This is a genomic window from Mesorhizobium sp. M8A.F.Ca.ET.161.01.1.1 (assembly GCF_004792105.1).
GTDB lineage: Bacteria > Pseudomonadota > Alphaproteobacteria > Rhizobiales > Rhizobiaceae > Mesorhizobium.
Genome location: NZ_SRTD01000007.1, coordinates 49,900 through 74,632, shown reverse-complemented (window position 1 = coordinate 74,632; position 24,733 = coordinate 49,900). Strand labels below are relative to the sequence as shown.

The 24,733-nt window shown below is 65.4% G+C and carries 26 protein-coding genes; 9 read left to right on the top strand and 17 right to left on the bottom strand.

Translation table 11 applies throughout. The features are described 5' to 3' along the window. Positions 1–486: 486 nt before the first annotated feature. The gene (locus EN804_RS18515; RefSeq protein WP_135865900.1) at positions 487–1,113 is read left to right on the top strand and encodes a GcrA family cell cycle regulator; all 627 of its coding nucleotides are present in this window, start codon (positions 487–489) and stop codon (positions 1,111–1,113) included. A gap of 153 nt (positions 1,114–1,266) precedes the next feature. On the opposite strand, the gene EN804_RS18510 is transcribed toward EN804_RS18515, so the two are convergent. Next, positions 1,267–1,629: a DUF982 domain-containing protein gene (locus tag EN804_RS18510; protein WP_127280334.1), complete on the bottom strand. Its 363-nt coding sequence runs from the start codon at positions 1,627–1,629 to the stop codon at positions 1,267–1,269. Positions 1,630–1,665: 36 nt separating this feature from the next. Next, positions 1,666–1,947, bottom strand: a complete 282-nt coding sequence (locus EN804_RS18505) for a DUF982 domain-containing protein (protein ID WP_135865905.1) — start codon at positions 1,945–1,947, stop codon at positions 1,666–1,668. Positions 1,948–2,039: 92 nt separating this feature from the next. Here EN804_RS18505 and EN804_RS18500 point away from each other — a divergent pair, with 92 nt between their 5' ends. The 3 genes from EN804_RS18500 (at position 2,040) to EN804_RS18490 (ending at position 3,762) form a co-directional block, all read left to right on the top strand. Then, a complete protein-coding gene (locus EN804_RS18500; RefSeq protein ID WP_135865907.1) occupies positions 2,040–2,702 on the top strand; it encodes a DUF1376 domain-containing protein in 663 nt (220 codons plus the stop codon). Next, a complete protein-coding gene (locus EN804_RS18495; protein WP_127280331.1) occupies positions 2,623–2,928 on the top strand; it encodes a hypothetical protein in 306 nt (101 codons plus the stop codon). The genes EN804_RS18500 and EN804_RS18495 overlap by 80 nt, the downstream gene beginning before the upstream one ends. Before the next feature lie 240 nt (positions 2,929–3,168). Beyond that, on the top strand, positions 3,169–3,762 hold the full coding sequence (locus EN804_RS18490) for a DUF6456 domain-containing protein (RefSeq protein ID WP_135865909.1): 594 nt from the start codon (positions 3,169–3,171) through the stop codon (positions 3,760–3,762). Positions 3,763–3,844: 82 nt separating this feature from the next. Here EN804_RS18490 and EN804_RS18485 read toward each other — a convergent pair whose 3' ends face one another. Continuing rightward, entirely contained in the window at positions 3,845–4,165 is a 321-nt protein-coding gene (locus EN804_RS18485) for a hypothetical protein (RefSeq protein ID WP_127280328.1), read from the bottom strand. A gap of 213 nt (positions 4,166–4,378) precedes the next feature. On the opposite strand from EN804_RS18485, the gene EN804_RS18480 reads away from it, so the two are divergent. Continuing rightward, on the top strand, positions 4,379–5,239 hold the full coding sequence (locus EN804_RS18480; RefSeq protein ID WP_127870220.1) for an NmrA family NAD(P)-binding protein: 861 nt from the start codon (positions 4,379–4,381) through the stop codon (positions 5,237–5,239). Positions 5,240–5,329: 90 nt separating this feature from the next. On the opposite strand, the gene EN804_RS18475 is transcribed toward EN804_RS18480, so the two are convergent. The 4 genes from EN804_RS18475 to EN804_RS18460 form a co-directional block, all read right to left on the bottom strand. Next, positions 5,330–7,357 carry an acyltransferase family protein gene (locus tag EN804_RS18475; protein ID WP_127870221.1) on the bottom strand — a complete coding sequence of 676 codons (2,028 nt, stop codon included), beginning with the start codon at positions 7,355–7,357 and terminating at the stop codon, positions 5,330–5,332. A 350-nt stretch (positions 7,358–7,707) separates the two neighbouring features. Next, positions 7,708–8,010 carry a hypothetical protein gene (locus tag EN804_RS18470; protein WP_127281324.1) on the bottom strand — a complete coding sequence of 101 codons (303 nt, stop codon included), beginning with the start codon at positions 8,008–8,010 and terminating at the stop codon, positions 7,708–7,710. Positions 8,011–8,094: 84 nt separating this feature from the next. After that, positions 8,095–8,460 carry a hypothetical protein gene (locus tag EN804_RS18465; RefSeq protein WP_135920636.1) on the bottom strand — a complete coding sequence of 122 codons (366 nt, stop codon included), beginning with the start codon at positions 8,458–8,460 and terminating at the stop codon, positions 8,095–8,097. Between the two features lie 61 nt (positions 8,461–8,521). Beyond that, positions 8,522–9,109, bottom strand: a complete 588-nt coding sequence (locus EN804_RS18460; RefSeq protein WP_135920634.1) for a TetR/AcrR family transcriptional regulator — start codon at positions 9,107–9,109, stop codon at positions 8,522–8,524. Between the two features lie 152 nt (positions 9,110–9,261). On the opposite strand from EN804_RS18460, the gene EN804_RS18455 reads away from it, so the two are divergent. Then, positions 9,262–10,263 carry an NADP-dependent oxidoreductase gene (locus EN804_RS18455; protein ID WP_135920632.1) on the top strand — a complete coding sequence of 334 codons (1,002 nt, stop codon included), beginning with the start codon at positions 9,262–9,264 and terminating at the stop codon, positions 10,261–10,263. A 46-nt stretch (positions 10,264–10,309) separates the two neighbouring features. Here the strand turns inward: EN804_RS18455 and EN804_RS18450 are convergent, their stop codons facing one another. The 8 genes from EN804_RS18450 to EN804_RS18420 form a co-directional block, all read right to left on the bottom strand. Then, the gene (locus EN804_RS18450; protein WP_135920630.1) at positions 10,310–10,975 is read right to left on the bottom strand and encodes a GntR family transcriptional regulator; all 666 of its coding nucleotides are present in this window, start codon (positions 10,973–10,975) and stop codon (positions 10,310–10,312) included. A gap of 48 nt (positions 10,976–11,023) precedes the next feature. Beyond that, on the bottom strand, positions 11,024–11,767 hold the full coding sequence (locus tag EN804_RS18445) for a helix-turn-helix transcriptional regulator (protein ID WP_135920628.1): 744 nt from the start codon (positions 11,765–11,767) through the stop codon (positions 11,024–11,026). Between the two features lie 380 nt (positions 11,768–12,147). Beyond that, positions 12,148–12,237 carry a putative RiPP precursor gene (locus EN804_RS37265; RefSeq protein ID WP_189343711.1) on the bottom strand — a complete coding sequence of 30 codons (90 nt, stop codon included), beginning with the start codon at positions 12,235–12,237 and terminating at the stop codon, positions 12,148–12,150. 318 nt (positions 12,238–12,555) lie between these two features. Beyond that, positions 12,556–13,587, bottom strand: a complete 1,032-nt coding sequence (locus EN804_RS18440) for a hydroxyacid dehydrogenase (RefSeq protein ID WP_135920626.1) — start codon at positions 13,585–13,587, stop codon at positions 12,556–12,558. A gap of 390 nt (positions 13,588–13,977) precedes the next feature. Further along, the gene (locus EN804_RS18435) at positions 13,978–14,172 is read right to left on the bottom strand and encodes a hypothetical protein (protein WP_127870228.1); all 195 of its coding nucleotides are present in this window, start codon (positions 14,170–14,172) and stop codon (positions 13,978–13,980) included. A 66-nt stretch (positions 14,173–14,238) separates the two neighbouring features. Beyond that, positions 14,239–14,442 (bottom strand): hypothetical protein, encoded by a 204-nt coding sequence (locus tag EN804_RS18430; protein WP_127278965.1) that lies wholly within the window; start codon positions 14,440–14,442, stop codon positions 14,239–14,241. Between the two features lie 218 nt (positions 14,443–14,660). Continuing rightward, on the bottom strand, positions 14,661–15,869 hold the full coding sequence (locus tag EN804_RS18425; RefSeq protein WP_189521990.1) for an NAD(P)/FAD-dependent oxidoreductase: 1,209 nt from the start codon (positions 15,867–15,869) through the stop codon (positions 14,661–14,663). Positions 15,870–15,968: 99 nt separating this feature from the next. Continuing rightward, positions 15,969–17,471 (bottom strand): formyl transferase, encoded by a 1,503-nt coding sequence (locus tag EN804_RS18420; protein ID WP_135920624.1) that lies wholly within the window; start codon positions 17,469–17,471, stop codon positions 15,969–15,971. Between the two features lie 333 nt (positions 17,472–17,804). On the opposite strand from EN804_RS18420, the gene EN804_RS18415 reads away from it, so the two are divergent. The 3 genes from EN804_RS18415 (at position 17,805) to EN804_RS37260 (ending at position 21,784) form a co-directional block, all read left to right on the top strand. Continuing rightward, entirely contained in the window at positions 17,805–19,889 is a 2,085-nt protein-coding gene (locus tag EN804_RS18415) for a Wzz/FepE/Etk N-terminal domain-containing protein (protein WP_189524536.1), read from the top strand. 1 nt (position 19,890) lies between these two features. Further along, a complete protein-coding gene (locus tag EN804_RS18410; RefSeq protein WP_135920620.1) occupies positions 19,891–21,252 on the top strand; it encodes a VpsF family polysaccharide biosynthesis protein in 1,362 nt (453 codons plus the stop codon). Positions 21,253–21,406: 154 nt separating this feature from the next. Then, positions 21,407–21,784, top strand: coding sequence for a hypothetical protein (locus EN804_RS37260; RefSeq protein WP_189524535.1), 378 nt, complete (start codon positions 21,407–21,409; stop codon positions 21,782–21,784). A 228-nt stretch (positions 21,785–22,012) separates the two neighbouring features. Here the strand turns inward: EN804_RS37260 and EN804_RS18395 are convergent, their stop codons facing one another. Both EN804_RS18395 and EN804_RS18390 read right to left on the bottom strand, forming a co-directional pair. Next, the gene (locus EN804_RS18395; protein WP_135920618.1) at positions 22,013–23,284 is read right to left on the bottom strand and encodes a cellulase family glycosylhydrolase; all 1,272 of its coding nucleotides are present in this window, start codon (positions 23,282–23,284) and stop codon (positions 22,013–22,015) included. Further along, positions 23,281–24,450, bottom strand: a complete 1,170-nt coding sequence (locus EN804_RS18390; protein WP_135920616.1) for a DUF1972 domain-containing protein — start codon at positions 24,448–24,450, stop codon at positions 23,281–23,283. Before EN804_RS18390 ends, EN804_RS18395 begins: the two co-directional genes overlap by 4 nt. Positions 24,451–24,733: the final 283 nt, after the last annotated feature.

Genomic DNA, 24,733 nt, shown 5'->3' with positions numbered 1-24,733 from the left:
TCAGAGTCGACAACGCCTCCGGCCCGGCCTTGCCGGGCGCCGCCCTTTCCCTTCCGTCCCGGCTGTCCTTCTCCCCGGCCGGGGCGAAGCGCGAAGCCGATTGCCTTGACGCATCGGCCTCGCGTCCGGTCCGCCCTTCAGCGGCGGCCGGAACGGCCGGAGCCGCCGCTCCCCGCGGCTCCGGCCCCCCATTCGACCCGCCCGCGGCTTGTTCCCTGATTCGCACGCAGGACCGCACCGTCATCCCTGACGAGCCGACAACGGGCAGGGCGGTTTCCGCACCCGACAGGGACACTGCGCGGGCGCGCCTTGCGCGCCTTGCCGCGCCCGTCGGCCGGCCGGGCTGAAAGCAGCCCTTCCACAGCAATCCCAACGGCCGACAGGCCGGACCACGGCCGGCACCGCCCATGGCGGCTGTGGGCAACCCCCGACGCTTGCCTGACGGCGCCGTGCGCGGCGGCCGCTGGCCGCGCAATGGAGACGGACATGGCAAGCTATAGCGACAGCGAATTGCAGGCGATTGCCGGCTGGCTGAGGGACGGGCTTTCGGCCTCGAGGATTGCGGCGGCGTTCAGCGTACAGCGCGGCGCGCGCGTATCGCGCAACGCCATTATCGGCATCGTCCACCGCAACGCCATGCTTGGCGCGATCGGCTTTGCTAATGGCAAGGGCCTGGCGGCGCGCACGGCGATGGCCAAGGCGGCGAGCCGCGCCGCCAAGGCGGAAACCAGCCGTGCCGGTGCCACCCCGCAGCCGGCCAAACCCGCCATGCGGCCGAAGCGGGCTCCTTCGCCCGTCCGGCCGAGGCTTTTCCAGCGCGAGGCGGGCGTGCTGATCGCCGATGGGCAAACCTACCGTTTCAAGGTACCCGCGCCGCCACGCGGTGCCATCGGCCGGCAGCCGCATGGCGTGGCCATGCGCTTCATCGACTGCCTGTTCAACCGCTGCCGCGCGCCGCTCGACCTGACGCTGGAGGACGATCCTCGAAATGATGCGCCCGGCGGGCGGCCTGGCCAGGAGATGCTGTGCTGCGGCATGCGCACCAGGGCGATGAAAAGCTACTGCACCTACCATCAGGCACGCTTCCAGCGTCGTGTTTGCGAGGCCGGCTGAAGGGTTGATCCCTTCTCCCGGTCACGGGGAGGAGGTGCCGGCAGGCGGATGAGGGCGGCGCCGACATAATGTAATTGGAGCTTCAGCGGGCGCCAAAAGGACGCTCCGCGAAATATTGGGAGAATTGCCTTGAACAACTATCGCGCGGCACCGCTATTTCGGCACCTGGCGGCCCTGTTTGGGCTGGCGGCTCTGTACGGTGCGCGGCTCCAGCACCATCCCTGGGCCGCCTCCGGCAACCAGTATGCCGGTAACGCGGGCAAAGCCGGTGAACACTTTGATCGCGTCGGATTGCGAGATCTGCGCCGCGATGGCCGCGCTGCAGGCGTTGAGCGCGCTGCGGTAGACATGGCCCCGCCGCTCGATCGGCCAGCGCTGCAGGAAATCGGCGGCGTCGCTGACGGTCTCGATCTCCTCGACATGTCCGTCCAGGGACACTTTGAGCGGCACTCCGGTTTTCATCGTACCCACGGCGTTCACCTTCGGTCCAGGCGCGGCTTTCAAGCCGACGCTCATAAACGCACAAGGCTGGCAGGCGGTTGCATCGCCGTCTCAGGGGCTCGCAGCGGCGTCGAGCCATTCATGCGCGCGGCTTCTTGGCTTGGCCACCAATATGCCCTGTTGCCTGGCCGCCTCGCGGAAGGCTTCGAAGGCGGGGCGCGGACAGCAAGTGCCCTCGACAGCGAGCCTGACAAGCCGTGCCGCCTCGAGATAGGCCGGCGCGGTCTTGTCGGGCCATTGGTGACGAAGCGCGGTCGCCGCGTCGGCCACCGAGCCGACCAGCATGGTCTTGTTGTCGCAGAAACGCAGGGTCACCGGCATGAAGGCCGTCATCGGCAGTCCTCTCCTTGGTTTGGACGCGTCACAACGTCCGGACCGGGGGCTGGTTCCATTGGCGCGGCTGGAAGCACGGCATGGAGCGCGGCATGAGCGAACGGCCTTTCATGCAGCTCTACGTCTCCGATTTCGTCGGCGACACGTTGCAGCTCTCGACCGAGCAGATCGGCGCCTACATGCTGCTTCTCATGGCAATGTGGAATGCCGGCGGGAGCTTGCCCGACGATGACGCCAGGCTGGCGCGCGTGGCGCGCCTGCCTTTGAAACGATGGCGGGCGATCAGCGCCGAGCTGCTGGCCTTCTTCGAGCGCGAGGGTGGGGAGATCGGCCACGGGAGGCTGACGAAGGAGCTGCGCAAGGCGCGGCTGAAGAGCGAGGCGAGGGCGGCCGCCGGCGCGCGCGGCGGAGCCGCCACCGCCTTGAAAGCAAAGGCGCATGCCAGGGCAAATGCCGATGTTTTGGCGCGGCATTCTCCAGAGTCCAGAAACCAGATGGAAAAAGCTTCCGCTTTTTCAGCGCGCGGGGCGCGCGAAGGACCGGGGATTTCGATCGGGGGCCGTGAGGCGGCTTCGGGATCGCGCGGCCCGGGCCAGCGCAAAAAACCGCGGGGCTGGATCAGGCCGAAAACCCACAGCGACGCCGCCAACGCCATCATCGAGGAGATCCGCGGATATGACCACGGCCGAACTGCAGCAGGCGACGAAGGCGCTGGCGGCACTGTTCTCCTGCTTCCCGCAATCCGCCCTGACTGATGTCGAGATGCAGCTGCGCGGCTATCTCGGCGCCGTCAGGGATGCCGAGCTGGCCGATCTGCAGGCCGCCATCCAGCGCTTCGTGCGCGGCGAGGTGAGGAGCGGAAACGCGCAGTTCTGTCCTTCGAGCGCGCAGCTCTGCATCGAAGTGCGCGAGCGCAAGGTGATGCGGGAGCTGCTGGCGCGGCGGGGTGGGCAAGCGCCGGCAAAACAGTTGACGGGATGATCATATCCGACAGGTCCGAGGGACAGCGCCCCCCTCTGGCCTGCCGGCCATCTCCCCCTCTTGGGGGGAGATCGGATGTCGCTACTGCTTTCGCCGATCTCCGGCGTAGCAGGAAAAGCGGTACCGACGACGCAGCCAATCTCCCCCCAAGAGGGAGATGCCCGGCAGGGCAGAGGGGGGCGCGAAGGATCGCGACCTCTCTTGGAAAACACACCCCGACCCCCAAAAAGGAGCCACCGCATGCCCAAGAAAACCAAAGCCGCCAAACCGCAGGCGCCGAAGCTGCCGAAGGGCGAGGCCGAGCAGGTGCGCATCCGCCGCGAGGTCGGTCATGATTTCGCGCTGAGGGACGATGCCTTCGGTCGCAAGCGGCTGACGTCAGGCACGGCGGAGGCGCGTCGCGTCTACGAGGTGTCGAATGACGGCCACACGTCCACCGGCGGCATCGTGCGGGTGCGCAATGTCGATCCGCTTCTCGGCATCACCTCGCTGTCGCGCCAGCAGCGCGAGGCCGGCCTGCGCTACCGCGAGCATTTCCGGTGCAGCCAGCAGGCCGATATCAAGCCGATGCGCTGGACGGAGCGGGTTGACGGCGGCCGCGCTGGCGGCGGCATCGCCGACAGCGTGCTCAACGCCGGCCGTGCGCACGCCGCCGCGACACGGGCGCTCGGGCATTGGGACGTCGCGGCAATCGTGCAAAAGGTCGTGTGCCTGGAGCAGCCAGTGAAGACCGTGGCCGAGCAGGATGGCGACGGACGCGATGTGGTGACGAAGCTCTTGAAGGTGGGGCTGGATCTGCTGGCCGTGCACTATGGAATGATGATGGGGCGCTAGCACCGCCCGGCCAGCGATGCGTACCGGCAAATTCGCAATGTTTATCCGGCCGGTCAGATGCCGGCCGGATCAGTTTGAACGGTCAATAGCGGCAGACGCGCACTCGCTCAATCACGCGGTGGTGATGCCGCCAATGCTTCACCAACTCGGTTTGGCAACGATGATGGTACATGCCGTAGTAACGCGGCCGATAGCCGTCGTTATACATGCTGTAACGGTAGTGGTTGCGGCCGTAATACGGGCCATAGTCGGAGTAGTCGCGATAGTAGCGATGTCTGGGAACGTAGTAATCGTCATCATAGCCGTTCCCGATGCCGAGCGTGATGCTGGAGGCATTGGCGGGAGCGATTACCGCCACCGCCGAAGCGACTGCTATCACCGATGCAAGCAAGAGTTTTTTCATGACAACCTCCTCTGTAAGGTGTGTCTAATAAACGCCGGGGACGCGACCCTGTTCCCATAAATCGGTGGATCGATGGGTTCGCACCCTATGTCGTGGCGGCGGAAGCACCTCTCGCGGAGCTTGGCCGCACCTGTCAGCATGGTGAGGCACATTTTGAACCTCGGCCGCCACTATCCATTTCCCCTATATGCAACCAGGAAGGGAGATTGGACCATGAATATCATTCTTGGCGGTACCGGGCGTGTCGGCTCGGCGACGGCAGCGACGCTCCTGCGGCTGGGCGAACCGGTCACGGTGGTGACGCGCGACGAGGCCAAGGCGGCGGCTTTGGCCGCGCACGGCGCCGAGGTGGCAGTGGCCGACGTGCTTGATGTCGAGGCGCTGCGTGGCGTGTTCAGGCGCGGCACAAGGGCATTCCTGCTCAATCCGCCTGCCGATCCTTCGACCGACACGGATGCCCAGGAGCGCAGGACGGTGGCTGCGATCGCCGCGGCGCTGGACGGTTCGGGGCTGGAGAAGGTCGTGGCGGAATCGACCTATGGCGCACGGGCCGGCGAACGCACCGGCGACCTGACCATCCTGCATGGGCTGGAAGAAAAGCTGCATCGTCAGCCCATCGCGGCCAGCATTATCCGCGCCGCCTATTACATGAGCAACTGGGATGCCTCGCTGGAGACCGCCAGGCGTGACGGCGTGGTCAACACGCTTCTCCCGGCGGATTTCGAACTGCCGATGGTGGCGCCACGCGACCTCGGCGAAGCGGCGGCGCGCTTGTTGATGGAGCCGCCGGATAAGAACGGCCTGCATCATGTCGAAGGACCGTCGCGTTACACGGCCAGGGATGTCGCCGCGGCCTTTGGCGAGGCGCTCGGCAGGCAGGTCAGCGTGGTCTCGGCGCCACGCGAGCGTTGGGTGGACGCGTTCGAGGACATGGGGTTTTCGCCTGAAGCCGCGCAATCCTATGCGCGCATGACGGAGGTAACGGTCGACGACACCTATGATCCGCCGACCAGGCCGGAGCGCGGGAAGGTGACGCTGGAGCGATATGTGGCTGATTTGGTGGGGGCTGGCTGATTTGGCACGGGCCGGTTGAATGAGCAAAGGACAAACGCCGCGCCTGCCGGCACCTCCTCCCCGTGAACGGGGAGAAGGGAGCCAAGTCCATCAAAACAGGGCCTTTTCCAGCGGTCCTTCCAGCGTCTCGGCAAACGCCGTCGCCAGATGATGGCGGTCGCGGAAGGCGAGCTTGCCGCCGATGAACACGTGGCATTCGGTCGGGCCGCAGAAGCGGTCGGTCAGGTCGACATAGAGCGTGCCGGGCACGCTTTTCACCACGGCGCGCTCTTGCGCCGCGACGCCGTCATTGGCGGCCTGCGCCCTCGGCGTGTCGCACAGCGACGGCGCCTCGCGCCACCACAGCGCGCGGGCAACGCAGGCGTCCGCGAAGCTGCCGCCGATCGGCGTGTCGCGGATGACGGCGGTTTCGACACCAGCCTTGCTGAAGGCCTGCAGCGTGGAGCGCAGGCCAGCCTGCCAGCGCGCGGTCTCGGCCTGGCGGCTGGCGGCGGACATGTCGCGCGTCAGATTGCCGATCGAGAATTCCGAGATCACCACCAGGCGCGGCTTGCGGCGGATGATGTCTGAGATCGCCTGTTCGCGCCAGGCGTCGCATTCGGTGTAGTCGCGCTTGAGCACGGCGTTGAAGGTCGACAGCCGCGAGGCGCGGCACGAGGATTTGAGGTAGGTGACGACTTTGGTGTCGTTGCGTTTTGCCGCCGCGACCAGCGGCGTCGACCAGTGGTCGGCATGCGAATCGCCGAACAGCACGATGGTGTGGGCGGCGTCGGCCGAGCCGAAGGTGCAAGGTTTCGGTTTCACCGTGTGGAAGTCGAGCAGGCAGTTCTTGTCGACGGCGCGCGCGATGGAAGGCTGTTCGGCCGCCTCCTCGATGCCGCGCTGGGTGGGGTCGATGTTGCGCGTCGCCAGATGCGCGTTGGCGTAGGCCGCCGCCACGCCGGCGGCGGTCAGCACAAGGGCCGGGGCGAGGGCAAGCCCTGGAAAAAGCCGAAGCGGTTTTGCGCCCGCGCCGGCGTTGAACCGAAAGGCGCGTGCGGCGGCCGCCAGCCAGTCGCCGCGCCGCGCCGGGTTCTCGATCAGCCGGTAGGTAGCCGCCGACAGCGCCAGCGCCAGCACGGCGCAGCCGAGGCGCTGCGCCACGCCGAGGTCCGGCTCCAGCATGCCGGCATAGACGATGATGGGCCAGTGCCAGAGATAGAGCGAATAGGAGAGTGTGCCGACCCATTGCAGGGGCGCCAGCGAGAGCATGGCGGCGGGCGCCAGGGCCTGCCAGCGGGTGATGCCCGGAGCGTCGCCCTGCTCGCCGGCACCGCTCAGGAGCACCAGCACGGTGCCGGCCACCGGCAGCAGCGCGTACCAGCCGGGGAAGGGCAGGTCTTCGCTCAAGGCGAGATAGGCGACGGCGATCAGTGCCAGGCCGAGCCACCCCTGTGCCGCCCGCAGCCAGGACTGATGCCGCCACAAAGCGGGTGAGGCGAACGTCGCCAGGCCGCCGGCGGCGAATTCCCAGGCGCGCAGCGGCGAGAAGTAGAAGGCCCAGGCCGGCGAGAGGCTGGTGAGCCATAGGCAGGCGGTGAAGGAGGCGACGCCGACGATGCCGATCACGGCCACCACCATGCGCCGGCCCGGATGCAGCCAGGCGGCGAAGACTAGCAGTGCCGGCCAGACAAGGTAGAACTGCTCCTCCACCGACAGCGACCAGAAGTGGATGAAGGGGTTGCTCAAGGCATCGGCGGCGAAATAGTCGAACGACCAGCGCAGCAGCCACAGATTGATGGTGTAGGCCGCCGCATACATGGCGCCGCGCGAATAGAGCGCCTGTTCCTGCGGCGCCAGGATGAAGGCGCCGGCGGCGAGCGTGGCCAGGATGACGAAGATGGCGGCCGGCAGCAGGCGCCGGGCGCGCCTGGCATAAAAGCGCCACAGGTCGAGCCGGCCGGTCTCGGTGATCTCCTGCATCAGATGCGTTGAAATCAGCCAGCCGGAAATGACGAAGAAGATGTCGACGCCGGCGAAGCCGCCGGGCAGCGCCGTGAGGCCGAAATGATAGGCGACGACGCCGCCGACCGCCAGCGCGCGCAAGCCCTGTATATCAGGCCGAAACGATGCCGCCACGAGGCCTCCTTGGTGCAGCCCAGCCCCCCAAGGTCCAGCTCTTGCCAATCTCGGCCGGACGGGCCGCTATCGCAATGCAACAAATCTTTCGCAGTGCAACATGGCCAGAACAAGGAAAGGCGATTTTGCCGCTTCATGGAAGCAGGGCGACCGTGTCGATCGACGGGAACAAACTCGCGGCGTAAGACTGAACGCAGGCGGAACCGATCGCAACGGCTCGCCTTCGACGACGTTAGCATCATTCGGTGGGGCGAGCCCGGCGAGGGCGCGCAGGGGCGGCAAGGCAAAGCGGCGGCATTCACAAAAAACAGCCCCGCGAGCGGGGCTGTCTCCAGGGCCGCGGCACGTTGTCAGCTGCCGCCGTTCAATTTCACGCTGCTGCAGAATTCCGGATGCGTGTTGGTCGGGCTGGCGTTCTTGACCTCGTCGGCGCAGGCGGTCTTCATAGCCATCTGGTCTTCGGGCGTCAGCGCCTTCCAGGCTGTGACGAAGGCGTCCTTGCCAACCATCGTCTTCATGCCGGAATCCGTGTAGAACGGCTTCATCTTGGCAGGATCATCGAGAGCGGACGTTCCCTTGTTGGATCCTGCGAGAGCCGAACCGGTGGCCATTGAAAGCGCCATTACGCCAAGACAGATCATCTTGATGTTCATGATTGGGTCCTTCCTGTTGCTTTGTGACCGTCGAAGCAACGATCAAGCTTTCAACGAAAAACTTTGCCTGGAAGTTCCGGATTTTCAGGCAAAAATTCCCCAAACTGGTAAAAATATATTCAGGAGCATCTTGAACGCCTTGCGAAATTCCAAGGTAATCCAGCGCAGCTCCGGAAATTTGCTTGAATCGGCCAAATTTCTCCCGCCGCCATCGCGGCGTGCCTCTGGAGTTGGCCAGGCCTGCCGTCGCTTGGACAAACTTCGCGATTGGTGGATGGTTCCGGAGGCCCCGGACATGGCCGTTCGGCGGCGCAAAAAAACCCCGCCGGCGAGCCGGCGGGGCATTGAGTGGAGGGTCTTGTCATCGCCCGCGAGGCGATCGCGCAGCAACGAGGACGGCCGCCGGAAAGTTTCAGCGTTCCATGCCTGTTTTTGCAGCCATGGTTGCATTGGCCTCGGCCGGCTCCGGCCCGGCAGCCCTGGCCCAGCGGGGGGTCTGCCGTCCAATCCTCTACGGCGCGGCGTCGCCTCCGCGCGGCTGCGCCAGCGAACGGGCCGCATCCGCCCCGGCCGCCAGGATGCGATCCGACAACTCCGCGCCCTCCACCGCGCGGGCCAGTTGAAGCGCGCCGATGAGCGTCGCGAAGATGCCGAATGCCACAGCCTCCGGATCGCTTGCATGCGGCGGGAGAGCGGCCGACACCTGCCGCACCAAAGTCATCAGGCGTTCGGTGTAGAGCTGTCGCGTTTCCGGCTGCTCCCGCGCGATTTCCGGCAACAGGGCGGCGGAAGCGCAGCCCGTGCCCGGATTGTCGCGGTGCTGCGCCGACAGATAGGCATCTATGGCCGTCTCCAGGCCGCCGGAGGCCAACACCCCGGCGATCTGGCCTGACTGGCCCTCCAGCGCCGCCGCCACGCATTCGCGAACAAGTGCCGCCTTGGAGGGAAAGTGCGGATAGAAGGCGCCGTTGGTCAGTCCGGCGTCGCTCATGATGCTTGCCAGTCCGGAGGCGGCGATGCCGTCGCTCCGGAACCGTTGCGTGGCAACCTCCATGATCCGGCCGCGCGATGCGTCCTTGCGGCCCTTTTCGTAACGCATGTCTTTCCTTTCCATGCTCTATTGCATTATGACCATAATCTGATATTACGAACATAATTCAATCGACGGAAGAAAGCTAGCCCCGACGGGTTCTGGAGCATCAAAATGAAAACGCATTCCGGCAAGACCGCAATCGCGAGAGAGCCAGTACGATGAAAGCCTTTGTCGTCGACAAATATCAGAAGAAGGGCGCGCTGCGGCTCGCCGACATGCCGGAACCCGAACTGCGGGACAATGATGTGCTGGTCGAGGTCCACGCCGCCGGCGTGAACCTTCTGGATTCCAAGCTCCGGGACGGGGAGTTCAAACTCATAGTGCCTTATCGGCCGCCCTTCATCCTGGGCCACGACGTGGCCGGCATCGTCGTGCGGGCCGGATCGAAGGTCCGCAAGTTCAAAGCCGGCGACGAAGTCTATGCACGGCCGCGCGACGGCCGGATCGGGACATTCGCCGAACTCATCGCCTTGGATGAGGCCGACGTGGCCCTGAAGCCAAAAAACCTCAGCATGGAGGAGGCGGCCTCCATTCCGCTGGTCGGCCTGACCGCCTGGCAGGTGCTGGTCGAAAGGGCAGGGCTGAGGAAAGGCCAGAAGGTCTTCATCCAGGCTGGCTCCGGCGGGGTCGGCACGTTTGCCATTCAGCTGGCGAAGCACCTCGGCGCGACGGTTGCGACAACGGCGGGCGCCGCGAGCACGGACATGGTGAAAAGTCTCGGCGCCGATGTCGTCGTCGACTACCGCAAGGACGATTTCGAGAAGGTCCTGCAGGGCTATGACGTCGTCGTGAACAGCCAGGATGCCAAGACGCTCGAGAAATCGCTGCGCGTGCTGAAGCCGGGCGGGAAGCTGATTTCCATCTCCGGTCCGCCGGATCCCGGGTTCGCCAGCAAGCAAGGCCTGAACATCGTGCTGAAGCTGGTGGTGTGGTTGCTCAGCCTCGGCATACGCCGCAGGGCCAAACGCGCCGGTGTCGACTATTCCTTCCTATTCATGTGGGCGCAGGGCGACCAGCTGAGCCGGATCACGTCGCTCATCGAAGCCGGCATCATACACCCGGTCATGGACCGGACCTTTGCGTTCGAACAGACCAACGAGGCCTTGGCCTATGTCGAAACGGGACGTGCCAAGGGCAAGGTGGTCGTGAAGGTCCGGTAGGACGGTCGGGAGCCGCACGACCCAATTCGCGGCGATGCCCGGTTGGCTAGCCCGCCGGCCCTGTCTCGATCTCCTGGAGATAGAACGCCTTGCTCGGCTGCAGGTGGTCGACGCAGAGCTGCGCCAAGACCCAATTGTCGCTGCGTTTCAGCGCCTCGATCATCATCAGATGGTGCTGGCGCGAGATGTCGAGCTTGTCCCGGTCGGCCAGCGAATTGGCCCGCACCGGCAGGCTGAGGCGCATATAGTGCTCGATCGACGACACCAGATAGGCATTGCCGCAGGCCGAGAACATGGTGAGATGGAAACGGTCATTGGCCTCGTGGATGCCCCTGAGGTAGCCCGCGTCGACATGGCCGCTGTAGACGTGGTGGATCTCGGTCAATTCCGCGATCAGCGCGTCGCTCGCCGGCAGGCGGATCATCAGCGCGGCGTGGCGCTGCAGCATCTCGCGTACCTCGTAGATCTGGCGGACCTCTTCGGGCGCGAGCCGGCGCACCATGGCGCCCTTGTTGCGCTCGCGCGTGGCGACGCCGAGCCTTTCCAGCTGGTAGAGGGCTTGGCGGATGGTGTGGCGCGAGACCGGGAAACGGGCGAGCAGCACGTCCTCGACCAGGCGCGTGCCGGGCGCCAGCCGGCCGAAGATGATGTCTTCCTCCAGCGCGTGGACGATATCGGCTTCCTTGCCGCCATAGTCGACCGTGTTGAGCATCGCGACTCTCTCGTTGGCCCGGCCAAATCATCATTGGCCGTGACCACTCTAGCCTTCGCGCGCGAGGCTGGCCACAAGCGGGTCGAGGCGCGGGTCGTCGAGGCTGACGACGCCGGACATCCGCATCGCCTGCCGCAGGCTGATCCTGCCAACTTCCTGGCGCATGATGACCGGCAAACAGGCCGGCCCCGCTCCCGTCAGGACGAAGGCCCGGCCGACCAGGACCGGTTCGGAGAAGGGCGCCCATTGCACGGCCATGATCGACGGCTCGCCGGTCTGGCGGCGGTTGATGGCGGCGAAATAGATCCAGTTCAGGCGTGAGATCGCCACGCCATAGTGCCAGCCGAGCGCGCGCGCGCCGCCTTGGCGATTGCCCTCGGCCCACCGGGTCACGCGCCGGAACGTCACCAACTCCGCCTCGCGCCGCACGAAGGTGACCGACCGCATCAACAGATCCGGGCGCTCGGGAACCGCGAAGTAGGTGAAATAGGTGCCGCCGGCGATGGCGGGGCAGGGGCCCCGCACCATGTTGGCGTAAAGCGTTTCATGTATCGGCGCCAGAAGGACATGTCGCTGCGCCGCGGCTTCCGGCGCGCGGTACAATTCATCCTCGTCGACGCGGAAATAATCGCAGATCAGCCTTGCCGTGGCCCTGTTGGGCAAGCTCTTGCCTTGCAGGTAGCGCTCGAACTGCGAGCGATTCATGTTCAATCCGCGGCAGACGGCACTCACCGACGCGTGGCCGCTGACCAGCCGTTTGAGATTCGCGGCAAGATTCCTGCGAATTGGCACGACACCGTCCCCCCGAAGACGTCCGGACCATTATTCAAGCAATTGCTGATATTGCGCCAATCTCGCACAACATCGCTCGGGCGCGAAAGGGGACCTTCGGCCAATGTCGCTGCAAAAATCGCTGCTTGCGGGCCGACATGGAAAGGCCCGCCACCGACGCGACTCGTGACGGGCCTTCTGGAGTAGGCCGGGCTTCTTACCGCCCGGCCATTTGCAAAACCTGCCGGCGGCGCGATCGTTCCATCACAACAGGAGGCCCGGCAACTCAGCCTGGCAACTCAGCCTGGCAACTCAGGGGAAACGGCTCTCGGGCCTTGCGGATCGTCGAAGTCGTCTCGCGCCAGGACGCGAGGCCTCGCATATCCCTCAAGGCCTTCGATTCAGATACAAATCGAGGTGCAGATACCCGCAGTAACCGCCGACAGTTTCTCGCGCTTCAAGAGCGTCGGCTTGGCGTAGGTTTTCTTCATGGCCCTATCCCCTCGATTCAAGCGGCCTTGCACGGTGAAAGACAGGAAACCGCCGTGACCGTGGACAGTTTCTGGCGCTTCAGAAGTGTCGGCTTGGCATAGCTTTTCTTCATTTTCGTTCCCTTTGCCTAGGCTTGCCCGTCGAATCTGACGCAAAAGGAAGGGCGAAGTCAAAACGTTTCACCTCCAGGGAGCATGCATCGTCGATGTTTTAGCTCTTGCTGATGCCAAAATCACGCATAAGAGACGCGAAAGCCGACAATCCCAGCGATTATCTCGTGCCTGGCTGCCGGTCCCGGCATGGGGATAGGGCCGGGCCTAGTTCCTGTCGGACGGCTTCGAGCGCATCCTCGACACCGTCTCGCGCTCGGCGCGTTTGGAGCGCAGCGGCGGCAGGCCGCGGTCGATCAGGTCCATGTCTTCCAGCACCATGTCGCCCATGCGCTTGAAGGCGATGTCGAGGGCGCCGGCGCGGTGGGCGGAGCGCAGGAAGCCAGGGAGCGTGCGCACGGGATGGTCGCCCGCCAGCGGCTCTTCGGGAAAGACGTCGCTGGCGGCAAGGATGTGGCCGCTCTTCACCGCAGCCATCAAGGCGGGGAAATCGACGACGCCGGCACGGCTGAGCAGGATGAAGGCGGCGCCCTTGCGCATCCTGGCGAAAGCATCGGCGCCGAGAAATCCCTGGTTTTCGGAGGTCACCGAGGCAACGACGAAGACGAAGTCGCTTTGCGACAGCACCTCGTCCAGCGCAGCCGGCTCGACGCCATTTTCCCTCAGGATCGATGGCGGCAGCCAGGGGTCGAACACCTTGGTGCGGGTGCGGAAGCCCGACAGCAGGCGGTTGAGCGCGCGGCCGAGGTCGCCGAAGCCGATGATGCCGACATCGGCGCCCGAAAGCAGCCGCGCGGTCCGGTTGCCGTCGCCGCCCCACAGCTCCTGCCCCTGGCGGAAAGCGAGGTCGGCGTCGACGATGCCGCGGGCAAGGTTGAGCGCCATGGCCAGGCCCAGCTCCGCCACCGGCTCGGCGAAAACCAGGCCCGTCGTGACGACATGGATGCCGCGCGAAAACAGCGTTTCATAGGGCATGTTGTCGAGGAGATTGCTCTCGACATTGAAGACACAGCGCAGCGCCCGCATCGCTTCAAGCGTCTGCGGCGAGATCGGCGGCTGGCCGACGATGTAGCGGGCCTCGGCCAGCACCCCGGCCGGCAGTCGCGCCACGCCGTCCGGCGTCGTCTCGACGATGCGGTAATGCGCCCTGAGCCGCGCCAGCTGCGGCGGCGTGAAGATCAGCTCGAGCGTGCGCGGCTCGGGCGCGCTGATGACCAGCGGCAAGGCGGTGTCTGACATGGCAAGATCCTCCCGAAGCGGCTTGTGGCGCTTTCTCGGTCCTAAATCTATCCCGGACCAGCGGATTTAAAAGCACGGCAGACCGATTTACTCGGTGCAGGAACGTTTCGCTCAAAATCGCGACAGCCGTCCTGACGCAATTGACATTCGCGGCGAAGCCGGTCTTCTCTGCGCTATTCAACAAAGGGGGCAATAGCAAATGAAGAAATACGAGAAGCCAACCTGGCAAAAGCGCGAACGGCTTTCGGCCGTCACCGCGCTCGCGGGATCTTCAAATTTGCCGCCGCCGCAATGACTGAAACCGCCGGGCGAGCCTGAAGGCATTCGCCTGCCGAAACAAAGGCGCGATCGGTCGATCGCGCCTTTTGCTTTTGCGGCAAGAACACGCCGTCACCTGCGCCGCTTTGGCGGTGCGGGCTTCTGTTGCTCCTCGCTTGGCTCGGCGGACAGCCGCTGCTTGCGAAGGCGGGCGGTCTTTGCGTCGCGGGCCTGCCGCTCGGCGTCGAGGATAATCCGCGACTCGCGATCCGCTCTCTCAAGCTTTTGCTTGTCGACCAATCGGGCCACTTCGTTCTCCGCCGGCATGTCACATTCCCTGAAACCAACCGTGTGCGGCAAGGTTCCAGCGGATGCCGGCCGCGCGCGATCGCGTCAGGATTTTGCCTGGCCTGACCGCTCGGCGCGATGACCGGCCTGCCAGCGGGTCAGTTCGCGCTCGGCCTCGGATATGGTCACGCTCATCAAGCCGTCGAATTCGGCCATGGCTTCCATGTGCCCATGATCAATGATGGATTTGCGAAGAATGCGCATCGCCAGAATAGCATCCTGCAACGCGCGGTCGATATTCTTGACCATGACAGGATCTCCTGCGGGCATAACCTGTCGGCGCGCCGCTGGTTCCGACTGAACGGCGTTGGATCTGCTTTTTTCAGCGCTATGTCGTTGTGCTGGAGAAGCGCTCCGGCGCTTTCCTTCTGCTTCCTCCTCTCGCGGGGAGGGAGGACGGAAGAGGCGCTGTCCCCCGGATAGCATCAGGGAAGTGCCTTCGATGGCGATGAAGGGTGGGAAGCCCCTCAGGCCAGCCCCGGCTCGCGCCGCAATCCCAAATGGCGCACCTTGCGGCCAATGATCATCAGCCGGCGTGCCGTGTTGTTGCGCAGGCGCCGCGCGCGCCATTCCAGTCCGGTTTCGGTGGTGATCTGCTTGGCGTAGACGCTCACACGCATGCCGGCCTCGTCGGAGGCCACCTTGACCGGGTCGTCATAGAAGGTGGCGATCTTGTCGGCCGCCATGCCTGGTGTTTCGAGCCAGGCGGGGATGTGGACCGAGGAGAGGCGCTCGACGTCGACCATGACCCGCCCGATGCCGACGCCGGGTGTCGGGCATGTCGTACAGAACGCGTCGCCAATGAAGACGACCCCATCGCGGCGATGGCCCTGCGTCGTGGTCAGATTGACCTGCCGGACCTCGACGGGACTCGCGACAGCGAAGTTGCCGCATTGCGCCGATATTTCGGGCATCAACTCACAAAGCATCTTCTGCGGATCGGACCGGAAATCCCTCGTCCATTGATCGGCCACGGTGTGATAGACGAACATGTTGGCCCGCATCTTGTCGCCGAGCGGAAAAACGGTGAGATAGGCAACGCGGTCCGCCGCCCGCTTGCCGTAGCAGGTGACGGCCGGGAAGGCGCATTCGTCCCGCGGAATGGCGAGGTCGAAGCCCATCGAGAGCGAATGCGCCTTCGACAGCTCGACGCGCTCGACGCCGATGGCGCGCCGCACCGCTTCGCTGTAACCGGTGGCCACCACCAGCAGGCGGGAATTGATGACCCTGCCGTCGGCCAGCACCAGGCGCTGCCGGTCCGGCCCGGTCGAGACCTCGGCGACCTTGCCGACCGTGATCGGCACTTCGCGCGGCAGCGCGTCGCGCAGGCCGTTGATCATCGAGCCGTAGGAAAATGTGTATTCCCACTTCTGCTCGCGGGCGAACAGCTGGCCCAGGCGAAAGACGTGGACGTCGGTCACCGAGGTGACGTTGCGCATGACCGTCTCTTCGAGATCGAGCCTCGCGAAGAGCCGCATCTGATCCATGCCGATCTTCTCGGCCCTGAACTCGTCGTGATGGACGCGGTGCGGGTCGATCAGCGCTACCTTGCGCCCGGACTTTCCCAGAACCATTGCCAGGGTCGTGCCCGCCATTCCGGCGCCAACGATCGCCACGTCGACTTCGGCCGGGACAGCCTCGACGGTGGTCATCTCGCTGCCCTTCATGCTCGTCATCTTCTGTCTCCACAATCTGTGGTGGAATATATCTTCCGGACCCTGATCAACCTCAAGCAACCAGCGCGGGTGGCTGGTAGCAACAAACGTTTAGGTTAACTACGGCCGCCTCTTCTGTTTCCAGCGCGGCGCGATCGCCGAGCCATCGATGAATTCCAGGCCGCCCGCCTCGTTGAGCGTGTGCAGCTTGCGTCCACTCCATAGCGCGCCAGGAGTTAAGATGGTCTCGACAAGCTGGTCCATGCCGTTCAAATCAAGGTGAGTGAGGCGTGCGATGCCAAGGGCGCCGCCGTAGCTCCTGCGGCAGTCCTGCACCGGGCGCAGCAACTGGCCATCGCGTTCCACCATGCGTCCGGCCGGCCGCGCCGAGGCGATGTCGATCAGCACCGGATTTTTGGGATGCGGGGTCCAGGGGCCGCGAAAGTCCGGCGCCGACCACAGATGCAGTTCATCGGAGAAAGCGCCGCCACCGTCCCGGACGGTGGCGAACAGCCACCACGAGCCGCCATGCTCGACCAGGGTGGCGTCGCTGGCGACGATATCGGACAGCAGCGTCGCCTCCTTCACCCATCCACCGGGGAAGGCGGTGGCGCGGTAGAGATCGACCGTGCGGTTGGCGCAGCTTTCGGGCACCATCCAGACCTCGCCGTTACGCTCGAAGACGAAGGGGTAGGACAGGTGGTAGGGCAGGTCGAGCACCGGCTCCGGGCGGCCGATCGGCCCCGACGGGCCGAACGGCACCGCCGAGATGATGGCGCGGCCCAGACGGTGGATATAATCCTCGACGAACAGGGTCACCTGTCCCCGGTAAAGGATCGGGAACGGATCGGCGTAGAAGCGGCTGCCGTCGTCGGGCAGCTCTTGCCAGCCCGACGCCGGATGGGCGCGCAGATCGAACAGATCCCGCCCGCCCGTCTCGCGCCAGCCGACCTTCCAGTGCGGGGCGTTGTAGCAGAGATGGTAGATCTTCTGGACGATACGCCGCGCCAGCGCCTTGCCCGCCCTGACGCCGAGCTTGCCGGCCGAGGGCAGCGACGGCGCGGGCCTGCCGTCCGCCGGCTCGGGCAGGACGGGCAGGGCGCCGCGTGCAGCCCCCGTCACCGCCGCCAGGATCAGGCTCGCGGTGCGCGCCAGCATGTCCTGGAAGGTGGCAAGCGCGATGCCGCCATATTCGGTTCCGAGCCGCCCTTCGGCGACGACGGCGCCGTTCTCCTCGATGCGGGCCAGCGGCGTCCGGCCATTGAGGATCGACGCCAAAAGGGCGGCTTCGCCGGCGACGCCGTCATAGGTCACACGCCAGACGCGCGTTGCCTCCTGCCGCGTGTCGCCGCACAGGTCGAGCACGAGGTCCGGCGCGGCGCGAGGCTGGGTGCGGTATGGTGCCAGCGCCGACAGCGGCAGGCGCTTGGCCAACCCGTCGGCGGGCAAGCCATGGATGACCGTTTCGAGCTGGAACAGCGCGGCTATGCCGCCTGGGACGCCGCTTCCGCGCGGGCGTGCGTCGACGCTGACCTCGACATTGGCGAGCGCCGCCAGGCGCTGCAGCAGCAGCAGGTGAAAAGCACGGAGGCAGTCGCTGTCCAGGCGCAGGCTCACCTGCATGTCGCACCCCTAGAGTTCTGATGGTCGGTAAACTGGCCGGTGTTCGATTTTCGGGCACGAGAGATGGGCAACGGTCGGACTGGAGACAGGTGGCGCTCCATTTCCATTCGTTTCCCGCTCGCTTGCGCCCTGTCAACACGGCCCGTGTCTTTGCTACGCAAACTCCGTGCCAGAAATCAGAAGAGCTCCCAACATAATTAACAGTGTTTTAACAGTTGGAGTAATAGCTAGGCTGAAGCCGCAATTTAATCTTTTGGGGCACACGGAGTGTTGTCGGAGCGACCTTTGCAATCATCCCTGCTCTCGTTGCCGCAACAACACGCTCCGGAGGTGATGCAATATGCGCCGGAGCCACCACCGGCCGCGTCCTATCCATCCTCGAGCGTCGAGCTGGGTGACCTGAAGCGCATATTGGTGCGCCGCCGCTTCCTGATCCTCGCCACCGCCGCGCTGCTGACCCTTGGGGCGCTGCTCTACGGACTGTTCACGCCGGCGCTCTACAGCTCGGTGGCGGAAATCATCGTCGATCCGCAAGACCTGCAGGTGGTCACCAACGACGTCAATCCGAGCCGGGTTCCGCCCGATGGCGGCATCACCATGGTGGAAAGCCAGGTTGCCGTCGTCCAGTCGAGCGGCGTGCTGCTCAGGGCGATCGCGGCAACCAACCTGACCGAGGATCCCGAATTCAACGGGCAGGGCGGATTGTTGAGCCATTTGCTCGGCGGCGTGCTGGGTTCGGGGTCGGCCGAGACCGACAAGACGGGCAAGACGCTCGATGCGCTGCGCCGCCGGCTGGCGGTCAAGCGGGCCGACAAGGTGCTGGTCCTCGACGTCATCGTCACCGCCAAGAGCGCCGACAAGGCGGCGAAGCTCGCCAATGCCATCGCGCAGGCGTACCTGGCCGACCAGGCGAGCGCGCGCGCCAAGATGGCCACGGATGCTTCCGACTCCATCACCGCGCGGCTGGAAGAGCAGCGCAAGCGCGTCCAGCTGGCCGAGAATGCGGTCGAGGCTTACAAGTCCGCCAACAACATGGTGATGGCCGCGGGCAATCTGGTCAGCGACCAGGAACTGACCGAGATCAACACGCAGCTCGCGGCCGCGCAAAGCCGCACCGCGACGCTGAAGGCGCAGGTCGACCAGTTGCGCCGGTCCGGCGGCGCACCGGACGCGACCTCGGAAGCGATGCGCTCGGCGGTGATTTCGAGCCTGCGGGCGCAAGAGGCGACGCTTGTCGACCAGGTCTCGCAGCTCGGCACGGAACTCGGGCCGCGCCATCCCTCGATGATGGCGGCCCAGCAGCAGCTGCGCGACACGCGCCAGCTCATCGCGCGCGAGCTCGCCCGCATCGCCGCCGCCGCCGAAACCGACTATGAACGGGCACTGGCCAACCAGCAGGCGCTGGAGGCCAAGGTCGCGGGCATGAAGAGCAAGTCGCTCGACACCGACCAGGCCTCGGTCAAGCTGCGCGAATTGCAGCGCGATCTCGAGGCGGTGCGCTCGGTCTACGCAACCTATCTGCAACGGGCGCAGGAAACGCGCGAGCAGGTCAATGTCGACAGCACCAATGCGCGCATCATCTCCGACGCCATGCCGGCGCTGAAGAAGAGCTGGCCGCCGCTGTTGCTGCTGGTATTCGGCGCGTTCTTCGGCGGTCTGGGGCTGGGTACCGGCCTGGCGCTGATCGCGGAATATTCATCGCCGACGGTGCTTTCCAGCGCGCAGATGCAATCGGCCATCGACGCGCCCGTGGTGGGCGTGCTGCCGGCAAAATCGGCGCGCCGCCGCTGGTGGCCTTTCGGCGGCACCACCACGCCGGCCGGACAGAAGATGGACGCCGTCGCCGGGCTGGCGCTGAGACGCCTGTTCTCTTCCAGCCGGCGCCCGCCGGACTGGCCGCTGGTGCCGTCCGTCCTGCTGACGTCGGCGCCTGAGGACGCCGCGCAGCGGGGCCGGGTGGCGCGCCTGCTGGCCAACGCGGCGGCCGCCAGGGGCAGCCGCGTCCTGTTCATCGACACCAACAATGCCGGCGGCGGCCAAAAGGAGCCGCAGCCAGGCCTGCTCGACGTGCTGCGCGGCGAATATGCCTTCGAGGCGCTGAGCCAATACGCGCCCGGCAGCAACGTCGCGGTTCTGGGCAAGGGCCGGCCAAAGGCTGCCTTCTCCGAGGCGCAGGGCGTCTATTTCACGCAGCACATGCTGGCCCAGGCGAGCCGCAATTTCGAACTCGTCATCGTCGACGGCGGCGCGCTGGCCGACAATCTCAACGCCTCGCCGCTGGTTGCCATGGTCGACGAGATCGTGCTTGTCGCCACGCTCAACGCGACGCCGATGCGCGATGTCACGGCGGCTTCGCAGGCCATTTCCGTCATGGGGCGGTTGCCGACCGGCGCCTTGCTGGTCGACGAGGCGGCCTGACATGGCTGCCATCCGGGGTGCCGCCCGGTCCGCCACCCCAGCCGGCTGGGCCGGCCAGGGTCAAGTCGCGGCCGCGCCCCGTGCCGGCAATTCCCTCGACTGGGTGACCGGCTACGGCCTAGTCGCGGTTGTCGCGTTGCTATTCAGCATCTCGGGCGGCATGCTGTGGCTGGTGGGTTACAATTACGACGGCCTGACCGGCAATCCGGCGACCAAGATCCATCCCTCGACCTATCTGCTCGTGCTGATGTTTGCCTGGCGCGCCTGCACCTTCGGCAACCCGGTCGGCTACACGCTGGCCATAGCCGACAGGCGGCCGGCGAGCGCGCTGCTGGCCGTCATGTCGATCATGCTGCTGGTCGTCGTCATCGTCAGGCAGCGCCCCGGCATGGCCGGCATGATCGACACTTTCGTGGCGCCGGCGCTGCTGGTGATGATGCTGGCCGAGGACGACGAAAGGACGTTCGCCCGGATGCGGACCGTCGTTCACGCGGTCATGACCGCGAACGCGCTGCTGGCGCTGTTCGAGTTCGCCACCAAGACGCTGGTCTTTCCCTACCGGCTCGACGGCGAGGTGTTCATGAACGACCTGCGCTCGACGGCGCTTCAGGGCCATCCGCTGTCCAACGCGACCATCACCGCGATCTACGTGCTGGCGCTGCTTTCGGGTTCGCGATCGCTGTCCATGCCGATGCGGCTCGGGCTGATCGGCCTGCAATGCGCGGCGCTGGTCGTGTTCGGCGGGCGCTCGGCGATGGTGACGACGATCGCGCTCGGCGGCATCTACCTGCTTTTCAGTGGCGTCGCTTATCTGCGGCGAGGACGCATCAGCCTGCCGGGTGCCGCCCTTGCGGTCGTGCTCTGCTCGCTGCTGCCGGTCGTGCTCGCCATGCTGTTCTCCTACGGCTTCTTCGACGCGCTGCTGGAACGCTTCGTTTCGGACAGCGGCAGCGCCAATGCCCGCGTCGAAATGTTCGAGCTGTTCAAGCATTTCGAACTGCGCGACCTGATCGTGGGACCCGATATCGATCTCATCGAAAGCCTGCGCCGCATCAACGGCCTCGAACAGGGCATCGAGAACCCGATCATCCGCCTGGTGCTCTATCAGGGCGCCTTCTTCACCTTGCTGTTGTTTCTGGGCTTCGTACTGTTCATGCACGAAGTGGCGCGCCGCTGCCATCCCGGCATCTGGCTGACGATGCTGGGCTGGCTGATCCTGCTCAACACCTCCGAAAGCCTGGCGTCCAAGACGACGCTGATGACCAAGTTCGTGGTGATCGCGCTGGTGCTGTACCGGCCGGTGCGGGTGGCGGCGGAAAGAAAAGCCCAGACGCACCCACGCGTTTCCATGCCGAGACGTTGACCATAGGGTGTGGCGGTCGGAGGGGCGCCGCGAACCATGCCGAGGCGTTTATTGCGAAGAAATCTGTCTGTAGCGACAGATTTTTTTCCAACACCCCGCCAGTTGTTCAGTTATGCACAAATGTGCTTTCTTGGATACAAATTGGGAGGGAACCATGAAACTAGGCTTTGCTTTGGCTTCATTCACCGCAGGAATTTGCTTCGCGATATCGGCTGCCTCAGCAGGGCAAGGAGAGCAGAACAACATCAATTTCTTGGCTGGGAAGGACGATGCCTATTTGAAGAAGGTCGCAACAATGGCGGGCGATCTGAACGGCGTAATCCAAAGATGTCGGTTGAGGCCGAACGAGGATGGAAAAGCGATCATAACTGTTCCAGTCCTTTTGTACGATGGGATCGATAAACATCTGACGCCCAATCCGGGCAAGTTCCAGAGGGCCATCCACGTCTATGAAAGAGCCTACGCGATGGCGGTTCAGAGGGCGGGAAATTGTCAAACCGAGAAGGCCAGGCACCCGAACCTCTATCGGTAGATGGGCACCAAACGCTGGGTGCGCCAATGGACGATCGACCTGACCGAAAAGACCAAGTCGGAGTGGTTCGAACTTTTTCGCGGCACCGGATGGTGAGCATTCTGCACCGCTGCGGCGCTTCAAGATCCCGCATGGATCCCTTGGGCTGCGAAGCAGCTCCAGGGGTCTGCGCCGCGTCGCTTCGCTCCTTGCTCCGCCCTAGGATGACGAAGATCTGGACGGTTGGCGTTATTGCTCAGGCATCCTCAACCCCAGCGCATCCACCATCGCCGGGTCGAGTGCGCGCGTCGTGTCGTCCATCATGCCCATGCCGTCGAAGAGGTCCCAGAAGGCCCATGGGAAGCCTGATGCCTCGGCGCTCTGCCTGACATCGGCGATATAGCGGGCACGGTCGGGGTTGGGGGCGGCGACGTAGCGGGCGTCGGTGCGCAGCGCGCCGAATTCGCCCATGATGATGCGGCCAGGCGCGATGCCGTGGCTGTCGGCCCAGTCGCGCGCCTGGCCGATATATTTGTCGATGAACCAGCGGTCGGGCCTGGCGTCGAAATAGACCTTGAGCACGCGCTCGGTTTCGGCATAGGCGGCCTGCTTGTCCGCTCCGGAGGTCTCGATGTCATCAGCCATGCGCGCCCTGACAGAGGCCAGCGTCTGTTCGAGCGAACCGGCGGAAGCCGGCCATGGCACGTTGTTCAGCGCGCGGTAGACGGGCTCGCGCATCCAGGGCGCGCCCTGGTGGCTGAACAGATAGGGTTCGTAGAAGTGGAAGGTGAACAGGATCGGCTCGAAGGCCGCCAGCGGCTCCGGGTCGAGCGCGGCGAGCCCGCTCACCATCGAGCCGCAGCCGCCGGTGACGACCAGCGGCAAGGCCGACGACGATGCCCTGGCAGCCGTCAAAAGGGCCGCCTGGACGTTCGACCAGACATTGGAAGAGCAGGATTGCGGCGGCTCGTTGACCGGTTCCAGCGCCACCATGCCCTGTGCGAAGCGCTGCAGCCTGCCGGCAAGCGTGCCGACCAGCGCGCGATAGGCTGCGAATTCGGGGGCGGCGGTGCTGGAGACCATGCGGTCGGGATTCCAGTAATGGGTGGCGCCGTTGGCCTGCACGTTGACGATGATGCCGAGGTCGGCATCGAGGGCGGCCGCGACGGCATCGTCCAGCATCGCCAGCAATTTCGCGCGCGTGGCGGCGTCGGCGGCGAGGAAGGGGCCGGGATCGACCGGCAGGCGGATGAAATCGAGCCCGGTCCGGCGCAGCCGGCGAAGGTCGTCCGGTGTCGGCACCGGCCGCTGCGACTGGAAGGGCGGCCAGGCATAGTCGGTGCGCGGCGCGGGAAACTCGCGCGTCAGTGCTAACCAGGGCCAGGCATTGACGCCGCGGCGAAAGCGCCATTCGCCAGTGGCGGCCAAAGCGGGTGGCGCGAAAGAAAGCGCCGCCGTGGCGGGCGCCAGCGCCGTCGACAGCGCGGTCCTCAGCAGCCGCCGTCGCGACCAACCCGTCATACGGCGCCGGGCGAGGGGCGATCGACCGGCATGGCGCCGGCGGCGGTCACGCCCAGAAGCCGGTAGGCTTCGGTTTCATAGGCAAGCAGGACATCGTCCCAGCGGAAGACTTCGTTGGCGCGGGCCCTGGCGGCCGCGCCGCAGGCCCTGACCAGGGCGTCATCCTCCATCGCCTGCCGCATCCGCTCGGCGCAACTGCGCGCATCGGTGAAATAGATGGCGGCCGCGCCCGCGGTCCATCTGTTGTAGGGGTTGTCGTGCGCGATCACCATGTTGCCGGCCGCCAGCGCCTCGACCAGCGACGGGTTGGTGCCACCGACCGTGTGGCCATGCAGATAGGCGCGCGCGTGAAAACGCAGCGCCTTCACCGCCGCCTGGTCGTAAATGGCGCCGGGCAGCACCACCGAGGCATTGGCTGCGTCGCGGACGGCGACATGATAGGGAATTTCAGGGGAGAGCGTGCCCAGAACCACCAGCTTCATGTCGCGCTTCTGGCTGCAGAAGGCCTCGACGATGGGCAGGATGTTGTTGTCGGGCTCGATGCGCGCGATCGAGATCAGGTATTTGCCCGGCTCGAGGCCGAGCGCGCACACCGGCGCCTCCGGCGCCGATGTCACCGGGTCGGCGCCATAGGTGATGGTGGCTATGGCGCTGCGCGGCCGGCGTGTCGCCAGGTGATCCGCGATCACCGGATGGTCGGCGACCAGACGGTGCGAGGCCCAGGCGCCGATCCACTCGTTGAGCCAGAACCATGTGCGCGCCGCCACACCCCATTTGGGCCGGCGCCACTCGATGCCGTCCATGTTGGTGATGATCTTGCGCCGCATCAGCCTCAGCCAGGTCAGGAAGACAGCGCCATTATAGCCGAGCACCAGGCAGACGCCGGGCCGGCGGGCGGCGTCGAGCACGCATTGCCAGTCGAACTCCAGCGTCGCGCGCGGGCCTTTCGAGGCGACCTGGACATGGATCAGATCGATGCCTTTCCAGGTGTCGACGCGCACTCTCCGGTCGACCCGCTCGACCTCCTCCTGGCAGTAGACGCCGACCTTCCAGCCGCGCCCGGCAAGAAACAGCGCCAGCTTCTCGGCGAAGGTCTCAAAGCCGCCATGGGCCGCGGGAATGCCGCGCGTCCCAAGGATCAGGATGGTGGGCGTTTCCGGTCTCATGGCTACTGGCGCTTTCAAATCCGCTCGATTCCGCAATGCGAGGCTGTTCCAATCCCGAAACCGCTGCCTGGCGATATCCATACCAGAGTCGGGGTTCGCTCATTATCGCACCGGGGTTGTAAAATATTTCTTCCGGCCGCCGGCGCTGTTTCACTATCGGTCAACCTTCCATGCGTATGTATCGAAACGAGGCATTGCCGGGACCTGGCGGCCGGAAGACGGTCAAACCAGGCCCGGCACGATCCTTGCTCGTGGACTTCTGCGCGCCAGAATCGGCGGAGGG